Annotated in this window: 12 protein-coding genes and 2 tRNA genes; all 14 read right to left on the bottom strand. The window is 60.9% G+C overall.

Features of this window, described 5'->3' with window-relative positions; translation table 11 throughout:
• Positions 1 to 10 precede the first annotated feature (10 nt).
• The 14 genes from rnc to rpoD all read right to left on the bottom strand — a co-directional run bounded on the left by rnc (position 11) and on the right by rpoD (position 10,847).
• Positions 11 to 736, bottom strand: a complete 726-nt coding sequence (rnc, locus tag DWX25_RS04740) for a ribonuclease III (RefSeq protein WP_117637759.1) — start codon at positions 734 to 736, stop codon at positions 11 to 13.
• A 3-nt stretch (positions 737 to 739) separates the two neighbouring features.
• Positions 740 to 982 (bottom strand): acyl carrier protein, encoded by a 243-nt coding sequence (locus DWX25_RS04745; RefSeq protein ID WP_055309519.1) that lies wholly within the window; start codon positions 980 to 982, stop codon positions 740 to 742.
• A gap of 124 nt (positions 983 to 1,106) precedes the next feature.
• The gene (plsX, locus tag DWX25_RS04750; protein ID WP_117799349.1) at positions 1,107 to 2,126 is read right to left on the bottom strand and encodes a phosphate acyltransferase PlsX; all 1,020 of its coding nucleotides are present in this window, start codon (positions 2,124 to 2,126) and stop codon (positions 1,107 to 1,109) included.
• An 87-nt stretch (positions 2,127 to 2,213) separates the two neighbouring features.
• The gene (gene rpmF / locus DWX25_RS04755; RefSeq protein WP_022094017.1) at positions 2,214 to 2,393 is read right to left on the bottom strand and encodes a 50S ribosomal protein L32; all 180 of its coding nucleotides are present in this window, start codon (positions 2,391 to 2,393) and stop codon (positions 2,214 to 2,216) included.
• Between the two features lie 64 nt (positions 2,394 to 2,457).
• The gene (locus DWX25_RS04760) at positions 2,458 to 3,012 is read right to left on the bottom strand and encodes a DUF177 domain-containing protein (RefSeq protein WP_117735041.1); all 555 of its coding nucleotides are present in this window, start codon (positions 3,010 to 3,012) and stop codon (positions 2,458 to 2,460) included.
• On the bottom strand, positions 3,012 to 3,509 hold the full coding sequence (locus tag DWX25_RS04765) for an ATPase (RefSeq protein WP_040358176.1): 498 nt from the start codon (positions 3,507 to 3,509) through the stop codon (positions 3,012 to 3,014). Before DWX25_RS04765 ends, DWX25_RS04760 begins: the two co-directional genes overlap by 1 nt.
• Before the next feature lie 68 nt (positions 3,510 to 3,577).
• On the bottom strand, positions 3,578 to 4,075 hold the full coding sequence (coaD, locus tag DWX25_RS04770) for a pantetheine-phosphate adenylyltransferase (RefSeq protein WP_117735040.1): 498 nt from the start codon (positions 4,073 to 4,075) through the stop codon (positions 3,578 to 3,580).
• Positions 4,068 to 4,724, bottom strand: coding sequence for a 16S rRNA (guanine(966)-N(2))-methyltransferase RsmD (gene rsmD, locus DWX25_RS04775; RefSeq protein ID WP_117799347.1), 657 nt, complete (start codon positions 4,722 to 4,724; stop codon positions 4,068 to 4,070). The genes coaD and rsmD overlap by 8 nt, the downstream gene beginning before the upstream one ends.
• Positions 4,721 to 6,898, bottom strand: coding sequence for an ATP-dependent DNA helicase RecG (locus tag DWX25_RS04780; RefSeq protein ID WP_117799346.1), 2,178 nt, complete (start codon positions 6,896 to 6,898; stop codon positions 4,721 to 4,723). The genes rsmD and DWX25_RS04780 overlap by 4 nt, the downstream gene beginning before the upstream one ends.
• Positions 6,899 to 6,908: 10 nt before the next feature.
• The gene (locus DWX25_RS04785; RefSeq protein WP_117799345.1) at positions 6,909 to 8,570 is read right to left on the bottom strand and encodes a DAK2 domain-containing protein; all 1,662 of its coding nucleotides are present in this window, start codon (positions 8,568 to 8,570) and stop codon (positions 6,909 to 6,911) included.
• Positions 8,571 to 8,597: 27 nt separating this feature from the next.
• Positions 8,598 to 8,987, bottom strand: coding sequence for an Asp23/Gls24 family envelope stress response protein (locus DWX25_RS04790; protein ID WP_199412317.1), 390 nt, complete (start codon positions 8,985 to 8,987; stop codon positions 8,598 to 8,600).
• A gap of 161 nt (positions 8,988 to 9,148) precedes the next feature.
• A tRNA-Asn gene (locus DWX25_RS04795) sits at positions 9,149 to 9,223 on the bottom strand.
• Positions 9,224 to 9,257: 34 nt separating this feature from the next.
• A tRNA-Asn gene (locus DWX25_RS04800) sits at positions 9,258 to 9,332 on the bottom strand.
• 165 nt (positions 9,333 to 9,497) lie between these two features.
• On the bottom strand, positions 9,498 to 10,847 hold the full coding sequence (rpoD, locus tag DWX25_RS04805; RefSeq protein WP_117742812.1) for an RNA polymerase sigma factor RpoD: 1,350 nt from the start codon (positions 10,845 to 10,847) through the stop codon (positions 9,498 to 9,500).
• Between the last annotated feature and the right edge of the window lie 97 nt (positions 10,848 to 10,944).

A 10,944-nucleotide genomic window follows, 5' to 3' on the forward strand; every position in this document is an offset into this window, starting at 1 on the left:
GGTTCCTCGCTTACACAGGCTTCTTGTTGAGAATCACGCCGTTAGTGGTGTAGCCCATGCGGTCAAGTGCCTCGAGTGCAGCGGCCCCCTCGGCTTCCTTCTTTGAGGAGCCGGAGCCGCGACCTTGGCGAATACCATCGATCAACACCACGGCGGTAAAGGTGGGCGCATGCGCCGGACCCTCGGAACCAACCAGCTTATACGCCGGAGGCTCGTGGCCGTCGGCCTGCACGCACTCCTGCAAAAACGACTTGGGGTTCGCAGGGTGCTCGGCACGCTCGGAAGCCAAGTGCGGCTTAAGCGTGCGATGAATGAACTCCGCTGCGGCATCCCAGCCGGCATCCAGGTACAGCGCGCCCACGAGCGACTCATAGACGTTCTCGAGCGCCGAATGCAGGCCGCGTGCGCCCGTACCGGTCTCGGAGGCACCAAAGATGATGATGTCGTCGATACCCAGCTCGTGCGATACCTCGGACAGCGTGGCGCCCGAGACAAGCGACACCTTCAGGCGCGTGAGCTTGCCCTCGTCAAACTCCGGATAGGACTCAAACAGGGAGCGTGCGACCACGGCGCCCAAAATGGAATCGCCCAAGAACTCAAGGCGCTCATAGCTGGCAGAAACCGGCTGGCCCTCGACTGCCGAGGGATGCGTAAGCGCCGCGCGCAGCAGCACCTTATTATTGAACTCATGCCCCAGGATTTCCTGGGCGCGCGTAAGTCGTTCAGACAAAGCCAAGACCTAGGCCTCCCTGGCGTTTTCGATCGCGTCGACGGCGTCGGCGACAGAGTTGAGCGAAAGCAGAGTCTCGTCATCGATCTCGAGGTTGAACTCGTCCTCGATAGCCGTAACCAGCTGCAGGCGCTCGAGCGAGTTGGCATCGAGGTCGTCAAAGGTGGTCTCATCGCTAATTTCGGCAACATCGACGCCCAGAACGTCAGCAGCGACCTCGGCGATCTTGTCGAAGATTTCGGAGCGGTCCATAGCGCTTCCTCTCATAGTGCATGAATACCAAAAGAATGGTACCGCCCGGGCGGTACCAAGACACGGTTCTGATTCTACCCCACGACGCACGCCCCGAGGCGCATAACAGCGCTCTAACTCGCTCTTATAAAACGATACCGTCCATAGAGTTGGCGACATTCTCGACCAGCCCGGCGCGCACAGCTTCGGCCGCCGCGAGCGTACCGTTTTTGACAGCTTCGACCGACGTGGCGCCGTGGCCGATCAGAACCACGCCGCGCAGGCCCAAAAGAATCGCGCCGCCCTTGGCGTCGCCAGAGAGCTTAGCCTTGATCTCGCGCATCTGCTTTTTAATAAGCAGCGCGGCGATCTTGGTGCCAAGTGAAGACATAAAGACGCCCTTGAGTTCCTGCAGCAAAAACTTAGTAGCGCCCTCAGTGGCCTTGAGCGCGATGTTGCCCGACATGCCGTCGGCGACCACGACGTCAAAATTGCCCGACGTAAGATCGGTGCCCTCGCAGTTACCAACAAAGCCGGGAACGACGGCTTTCATGGCCGGGAAGCACGCCTTGGTAAAGTTGGAGCCCTTCTCGTCCTCGGTGCCGTTAGCAAGCAGGCCCACGCGGGGATGCTCAATGCCCAGGACGACGCGGGCATAGGCGCTACCCATCTGAGCAAAACGCACCATGTCATCGACCTCGACATCGGGGTTGGCGCCCATATCGCACAGCACCGTCAGACCGCCGGCGCGATTGGGCAGCGCATTGGTCAGACAGGGGCGCACCGGCTGCTTCTTGCCTTCGGCCTGATACCTAAACGGCGTCACATAGGCGGTGGCGGCGGCGGTCATGGCACCGGTCGAGCCGGCAGAGAAGAACGCGTCCGCATTGCCCTTCTTGATGGCGCGGCAAGACAGCACGATCGAAGACTTGCGTTTGGTCATCACGGCGCGAATGGGATCGTCATCCATGGCGATAACGTCGGGTGCCTCAAGGGCCTCAACACGTGCATGGGAAGCTGCAAAGGGATTGACGATTTCGGCGGGGCCAGCTGCCAAGACCTCGATATCGGGATCGGCGGCAAGCGCAGCCTCGATACCATTGAGAACAACCTGAGGTTTCTCGTCTCCGCCCACAACGTCTACACAAACGCGAACGTTACTCATATACATGCTCCTTATACAAAAATGGCCGACTCATTGAGCCGGCCATTGTGGTTCCATTTGGAACGGCATCGCATCCAGAGTATACCGTTACTCGGTAACGATAACCTCGCGGTCCTTGTAGAAACCGCAGCTGGGGCACACGTGGTGCGGGAGCTTGACAGCGCCGCAACGGGGGCACGTGGACTGAGCCGCAGCCGAGATCTTCATGTTGGCGGAACGACGGGTGTGAGTGCGGATACGACCCTGCTTTTGTTTAGGTACGGGCATAGTGACCTTCCTTATGAACTATCCAGTGTGGCGATTACGCGCAAGTAGCGATACTACCACAGTTTTACTCGTCAAGCTTGAGATTCTTCAATGCTGCAAATGGATTTTCCGTGGCAGCGGCCCATTCGGCCTCCGCCTGGGCGGCGCAATCGCATTGCTCGACGTTGAGATTGCAACCGCAAGTGGAGCACAGACCGTGGCAATCGGGCTTGCAGAGCACCACAAACGGCGTGTCCATGACGACCGCGTCATTGATGGGCTCACCCAGATCGACGATGCGGTCCTCACCCAGGAGCTCGTAGCCGTCCTCGTAGGCCTCGGGGTCCTCGGGCTCCTCAAAGAGGTAGAACTCCTCGATCTCGCCGGCGATATCAAACGAAGCGGGCTCCAGGCAACGGTCGCACTCGCCGGTGGCGTGCGCGCGGACCATACCCGTGAGCAAGACACCGGTACCGGCGTTGGTAAAGACAACGTCGTAGTCGATGCCGTCCTGTAGCTGGTACTCCTTCTCGCCCACCGTGTAGGTGGCGACATCGACCTTACCGGTCAGCGGATACGAATCTCCAGGAAACTCGAGCTGCTCAGATAGATCGACGGTAACGCTCGGGAACTCAGCCATTACCACTGACCATTCTGTTGGGCGGCACCCTCGTTAAGCTGCTGACGGCAACGAGTAACGGTGCCGGTCAGGCTCTTGAGGTTCTCCTCCAGGTGCGTAAAGACCTGCTCTGCGTAGTCCTCGGCAGCATAACGCGTCTCGCGCTCGTACTGCTGGGCACGATCACGGATGTCGTCGGCCTGCTGCTGCGCTAAGCGGACGATCTCCTGCTCACCGGCAATGGTAAGGGCCTGCTGCTGAGCGTCGGCGATGATGGAATCGGCCTGAGCGGCAGCGGAAGCCATAAGCTCCTCGCGCTCCTTAAGGATACGGCGGGACTTCTGCCACTCCTCGGGATAGCTCATGCGGATCTCGTCGAGGATGTTGAAGAACACGTCGGCGTCGATGACCTTGAACTGAGCGTTCTTGCCGAAAGGCGGCTTGGCTTCCTCGATCAGCCCTTCGAGCTCATCGACCAAGCTGACGATCCTATCGCCAGGAAAATTCTCGCCCGGCATCCGGTCTCCTTTCATAGGTAACATATCATCGTGCTAGTTTACCACATGCCACCAGGCAATAAGAAACGTCACGAAAAGCGAAGTCTGAGCGCTTCGACCACGTTGGGCGGGACAAACGTCGATACATCGCTGCCGAGTGAGGCGATCTGGCGAACGACCGAGCTCGAGATGTAGCCGTACTGCGGCGCACTCATGACAAAGATGGACTCCAGCTCGTTATCCAAGCGATAGTTGAGATCTGCCTGCTGCAGCTCGTACTCAAAGTCGGTCATGGCGCGCAGGCCCTTGACCACGGCCCCCGCCCCCTGCTCACGTGCAAAGTCGACCAAGAGGCCGGTGAAGGGCAGTACCTCAACGCCGTCCAAATCACCGAGGGCCTCGCGGGCCAGCGCCACGCGCTCATCGAGCATAAACGTCGTGCCCACACCGTTTTTACCCTGCGACTCGGCAACAGCGACGATCACGCTGGGAAAGATGCGGCGGGCGCGGCGGATTACATCGATATGGCCAAACGTAATGGGGTCGAAGGTGCCCGGAACGATGACGCGGTTAATGGTGTCACTCATGGGCGTCCTCCTGAAACGTCGTGGCATCGTTGTTGTCAGCATCGGTGCCGGCGTTATCACCCTCACCATCGTCATCGCCGACCCAACGAAGCAGATCGACCGAGGTGATGCCATAACGCTTCTCACGCACGGTCTCAAAACCTGCCGGATGCGCGCCCGCATCGGCGGCGGCATGCTCAAACAGGGCGTAAGCGCCAGACGCAAGCAGACCCTGCTGGGCCAGATTCTGCAGCAGTTCCTCGACCGGCTCGGCACCAAAAGCATAGGGCGGGTCGAGCAGGACCAGATCAAAGGGGCCGCCCGGTACACGACCGCGTGAGGCACTCGTCAGCATGTCGCCCGTGACCACGCGCCAACGCGCACGGTCACGGCAGAGCGACTCGATATTCTTGGTAATGAGCCGCGCGGCGTTGCGATCGATCTCAAACGTCGTGAGCGAGCGGGCCCCACGAGAGAGCATCTCTAACCCTAAGGCACCGGAGCCGCCAAAGGCGTCCAGCACACGGACCTCGTCCAAATCGAAGTCGAATGCCGACATGACCATAGATGCGCACGCCTCGCGTACGCGATCAGTCGTGGGGCGGGTGACATCGCGACCACGGGGCTCCTCGATCTTACGACCGCGCCATTCGCCGCCGATGATTCTCATCCTCCGCTGACCTCCTTAAAAATGTGTCGATATCGCATGGCGACCGCATCGCGCAGGGGGCGCGTCGCCACGGAGTCAAGGGTGCAAGCATACCGCAAGAGCTCGACCGCGTCCAAATGTGCCCACTCAATCAGCTCCTCGTCGGCATCCAGGTCGACAAACCGCAGGGTCACACCGCCATGTTGGCGGTACCCCAGGATCTCGCCCTCGTGGCGCAGACGCAGGTCCATCTGGGCGAGCGTAAAGCCATCCGAGGTCTTCTCGAGCGATTGTAGGCGATCTTGTGCTGCCGACGCGCCGCCGTTGCCCTTGGAGTGCGTCATGACCAGGCACGTGCCCGACACGCTGCCACGGCCCACGCGACCGCGCAGCTGGTGCAGGGCAGCCAAACCAAAGCGCTCGCCGTTCTCGATGACCATGACGGTGGCATTGGGCACGTCGACGCCCACCTCGACCACCGTAGTCGAGACGAGCACGTCGATCTCGCCACGCTTGAAGGCATCGATGACCCGATCCTTCTCCCCCGCCGGCATGCGGCCGTGAAGGCGCTCGACGGTAAGCCCAGGCAACGCAAGACGCAGTCGGTCGAGCTCGGTTGCCGTATCGTGCAGCGGCACGGGGACCGTCAAGCGGCCCTCGTCGTCGCGGGCGATACCGGGCACGTCCTCCAGCTCATCGGCCGAGTCACTCGGCTCCACGAGCGGGCAGATCACGTAAGCCTGCTGGCCCTTTTCGTGCGCCTCACGGATGGCGCCATAGGCGAGGTCACGGCTCGACTCGGTCAGCACGCGTGTCGTCACGCCAGCGCCAGGGACGGGCCGATGGCGGATGATGCTCGTGTCCAGATCGCCGTAGACCGAAAGCGCCAGCGTACGCGGGATGGGCGTTGCCGTCATTACGAGCAGATCGGCACCGGGGCCCTTCGCGCGCAGGGCGTTGCGTTGGCCGACGCCAAACCGGTGCTGCTCATCGATGACCACGAGCGACAGGTGCTTGAACGCAACGTCATCCGAAAGCACCGCGTGGGTGCCAAAGAGCACGTCAAGCTCGCCCGATTCCAGCTGTGCATGGATGCGCTCGCGCTCTGCGGTCGGCGTAGCACCCGTCAGAAGCGCCCAGGACATGCCGGCCTGCGAGAGCAGAGGGCCAGTCTTATCGGCATATTGGCGCGCCAGCACGCCCGTGGGCGCCATAACGCAGGCCTGGGTGCCCGAATCGGCCGCGACAGCCAGTGCGCAGGCGGCGGCGGCGGTCTTACCGGTACCGACATCACCCAGCAGCAGGCGGTTCATCACGCGCCCGCCATCGCACATATCGCGCAGGATATCCTGGAACGCGGCTTCCTGCTCGTCGCTCAGCGAAAACGGCAAGGCCTGCTTGAGCGCGGCCAGGTGATCGCCCGCGGTATGGGCATAGGGCACCACATCGACCAGGCCGCCGTCGTTGCGCAGGCGCAGCGCCAGCTGCAGGTAGAGGCACTCCTCGTAGGCAAGCCGTGCGCGCGCGATATCGCGCTCAGCCATGCTCGAGGGAAAGTGGATCGAGTGCAAAGCACGGGCATTGCTCATGAGCTTCCGCTTTGCGCGCAGCGGTGCCGGAATGGGATCAAAGGGATTGCCGACAACCTCGAGCGCGCCGCTTACAATGCGGCGCATCCATGCCTGGCTCACCCCATCGCTCACATAATGGACCGGCAGGATCGTGCCCGCGGCACGCCCGTCCTCGAGCTTTTCGAAATGCGGAGAGGCCATCTGCTTAAAACCATAGGCAAACTCGACCTTGCCCATCACGGCCAGGCGGTCGCCCTGCTTAAGCTGCTGGGCAATCCAGGGCTGGCGGAAAAAGGCGACCTGCAGCACGCCCGTCTCGTCAACGAGCGAGACCTCGGTCACCTGCATGCGCGGACGCGGCTGCTTTTGGACGATACGGTCAACCGTGGCGATGATGGTGCACACGATACCGATGGGCGCCATCTCGATGGACCACGAGCGGGTAAAGTCGAGGTATCGATGAGGGATATGGAGAAGGAGGTCCCCCACCGTCCGAATTCCCAGACGGCGAAGGGCCTCCTCACGTTTACCCGAAACATATTTGAGTCGCGCGATATCCTCGTCGAGCGCATTGCTCTGGGCAAAGCGCTCCGAGACGCGCGGCACGGAGCACAGCTCGGACATGGGCAGTTGCCTACTCGATCGAGAAGATCACGGGATAGAGCGGCTGCTCGCCACGATGGGCGTCAATCTCCAGATCGGGCTGAGCCTCCTCAATGGCGTCGACGATCTCCTGGAAGGCTTCATCGGACAGCTCCTCGCCGGCCAGAATCGTCAGCGCGTCACCCTCCTCTTCCTCCTGCATGCGGTTGATGCAATCGAGCGTGACCTGCTTCACATCGGAGCCGACCACGTCAATGGAACCGGCAATGATACCCATAACGTCACCGGAGTGAATCGGCGAGCCGTCGGAGGCGCTGGAGTCGCGCACAGCGCGGGTGACCTCGCCATCGCGGACCTCGCTGATGGCGTCGACCATAGCGGCGACGGCGTCCTCGAGCTCGGAATCGGGCAGGACCGCGAACAGCGCAGAGAAGGCCTGCGGAACGGTCTTGGTGGGAACGACGGCAACCTTCTTGTCGGTGCATGCAGAAGCGGCAGCCTCGGCGGCCATGCGGATGTTACCGTTATTAGGCAGGATGATGACCGAGGTCGCGTTGACCTGGTCGACGGCGCCCAGCAGGTCTGCAGTCGAGGGGTTCATGGTCTGACCACCCGACACGATCACGTCGACGCCGAGGGACTTGAGGATATCGGCCTCGCCGGAACCGGCGGCAACGGCGACAAAGCCCAGCGCCTTGGCGGGCTCGGCGGCCTTCTCCTGGTCCTCATGGATCTTGGCGGTACGGTCGTGGGCCTCCATCTCCATGTTGTGGATAAAGACCTCATAGATCTGACCAAGCTGCAGCATGTGCTCGAGCACCAGGTTGGGGGTGTTGGAGTGCACGTGAATCTTGTAATCGGGGTAAGCACCCACGAGCAGCTCGCAGTCGCCCATGGAGCCCAGGAACTTAAGGCATTCGTCCTCATCAAACGGGGCATCGGCCTTAAAGAGGAACTCGTTGCAGTAACGAAACTCCGAGCCCTCCCAGTCGTCGTTGGCCTCGATCTCAACGCGGTCGAGGGCCGCGTCGCGGGCAGAGCCAGCGGAGTCAAACATGGCGGAGAAATCCTCGACAACGGTGCTGCGACCAAGCGCGGCGGCAACGAAGTTCTCCAGGAAGATAGCAAAGCCAAAGGCGCCGGAGTCGACCACGCCGTTCTCCTTCAGAACAGGCAGCAGGTCGGGCGTACGGGCGACGGACTGATAGGCCTCGACGACGATAGCGTCGAGCGCGTCCTCGGCCGAGAACTTCTTCTTCTCGCACTCGTCGGCCTTGGTCGAAACATCGCGCAGGACCGTGAGAATCGTGCCCTCGATGGGCTTGCGGACGGCCTGGAAGGCGACCTTGACGGCGCGGCGGAACGCGTGGGCGATGTTGGCGGACGTGATAGGCTCATCGGCAGAGACGAGGCCCTCGGCCACGCCGCGCAGGATCTGCGAGGTGATGACGCCGGAGTTACCGCGAGCACCCATCAGGGAGCCGTGGGTGATGGCGCCGGCGATGGCCTCCATGTCGGCATCGGCAGGAAGGGCGGAAAGCTCCTTGGTCACCGAGGCGAGTGTGAGCGACATGTTGGTACCGGTGTCGCCGTCGGGTACGGGGAAGACGTTGAGCTTGTTGATCTCCTCGGCCTTGTCGGAAACAGCAGCCGCAGCGATCGGAAAACAGGTGCGAATGGTCTTTGCAATCATGGGTATTTGAATCTCCGTTTTCGGATGCTAGTTCAGACGGCTCTTGAGCGCGTCGATGTGAATGCCGATCTTAAGGCTGGCGGGATCGATCTGGGCGACCTCCTGCAGAGTGAAGGCAACGGAGCTCGAAAGATTGTGGCAGACGGACTTCATGTTGACGCCGTTCTCGAGCACGACGTGAAGGTCGACCGTGAGGCCGTTCTCGTCGGCGGCGACAAGCACGCCCTTGCGGAGGCGCTGACCGGCAAGCAGGCGCACGCTCTCGGCGCCCTGGAGCTGCTCAGCCATACCGACAACGCCATAGCACGTCATCGCGGCATAACCGGCAATATCGGCAATAACGTCGTTCGAGACGCTCAGGCTGCCGTTAATAGTCTCAGACACAAGAATCTCCTTATCTGGTGCTCGCGGCACCATCTCGTGGGAGCAATCATTGCAATATTCTACAACGAGCGCGCCATGTTGAGGTGGTGGGTCGCGGGATTACATCCTCGACACGAAATGTTGATATGGTAACGTTCGCGCCAGGCGATCGCGGTATGAAAAAACCCGCCGCATAAGCGACGGGTTTTACAACCTGGCTCCCCGGGTAGGACTCGAACCTACAACAGCGCGGTTAACAGCCGCGTGCTCTACCATTGAGCTACCGAGGAATTTAAAAGCCCAGCGGAATGGGCTGAAAAATTCTGGCTCCCCGGGTAGGACTCGAACCTACAACAGCGCGGTTAACAGCCGCGTGCTCTACCATTGAGCTACCGAGGAATAGGTGCGTGCTCTCAAGCAACGAAGTTTATTATACGGACGAATCAGCTCAGGGCAAGAACTTTTTTAAGAAATTTTCCGACCCAACCGTTGCGGCAAGGAGTGTCCCAAAGTGCCGGCAAAAAAGGAACGTCCCTAACTGCCGGAACGGAAACGCCGTGACTACTAAGACTCAATGTAGTCCTTGAGCTTGCTCGAGCGGCTCGGGTGGCGGAGCTTGGCCAGGGTCTTGGACTCGATCTGGCGGATACGCTCGCGCGTGACACCAAACTCGCGGCCGACTTCCTCGAGCGTGCGGGGATGTCCGTCGACAAGGCCAAAGCGCAGCTCGATAACCTTGCGCTCACGATCGGCAAGCGAATCGAGCACCTGGGTGAGCTGCTCCTGCAGCATGGAGAAGCTGGCCGCATCGGGCGGAACGATGGCCTGGGAGTCCTCGATGAAGTCGCCCAGTTGGGAATCCTCTTCCTCGCCGATGGGAGTCTCGAGCGACACGGGCTCCTGCGAAATCTTCTGGATCTCGCGGACGCGGTCGGCACTCATGTCCATCTCGGCACCGATCTCCTCGGGGGTCGGGTCGCGACCCAGGTCCTGGAGAAGTTGGCGCTGCACGCGGACGAGCTTGTTGATGGTCTCGACCATGTGCACGGGAATACGGATGGTACGGGCTTGGTCGGCGATAGCGCGCGTGATGGCCTGACGGATCCACCACGTAGCGTACGTGGAGAACTTAAAACCCTTCTGGTAGTCGAACTTCTCGACGGCGCGGATCAGACCGAGGTTGCCCTCCTGGATCAGGTCCAGGAACAGCATGCCGCGACCGACATAGCGCTTGGCGATGGAGACGACCAAACGCAGGTTTGCGCTGATGAGTGCCTGCTTGGCTTCGAGGCCCACGTTCTCAATGCGCGTAAGACGACGCATCTCGGCACGCGTGAGCTCGAGCTCGCCCGCCTCGGCAGCCTCGAGCTTCTCGGTGGCCTCGAGACCGGCCTCGATCTTCATGGCCAGATCGACTTCTTCGGAGGCGGTCAGCAGGTCGACCTTGCCGATCTCCTTGAGGTACATACGAACCGGATCGCCAGTCAGCATCACCGTGGAGGCATCGATGCCACGCACGCGGGAGCGTGAACGGGACGTGCGCACGGTGCGCTTCTTCTTGCTCTTGGAAGAACCCATCTCGGCGTCGGCCTGACGGGCCATCTTGAGCTCATGATCGTCGAGCGAGCCGGAATCGTGCTCGTCGTCGTCATCGAAATCGTCGGTATCGGTATCGTTATCGTCATCGTCGACGTCCATGGGGGCGTCGTCGTTACCGCTCGCGGAGATAATCTGGATGCCGCTGTTGCGCAGCGCGGAATACACCGCGGTGAGCTGCTCGTCAGAAACATCGATATCCTTCAGGGCGACCTGAATCTCGTCCTCGGTTACCGAAGTCCTGTTTGAGCCGTTGCCCATGAGCTTTGCAACGCAGGATTCCAGCCCAGTACCCGTGCTCTCAGTCTTTTTTGGCACAGATTCTCCCTTCATAGTCCACAGGACTCAATACTTTAGCACACACATAGACGTCTATACCCAAAAAGAGAACTGGATATAGGCGAGAATACGCTGG

The organism is Collinsella sp. AF18-8LB (genome assembly GCF_003459795.1).
In the GTDB taxonomy this organism is placed as follows: domain Bacteria; phylum Actinomycetota; class Coriobacteriia; order Coriobacteriales; family Coriobacteriaceae; genus Collinsella.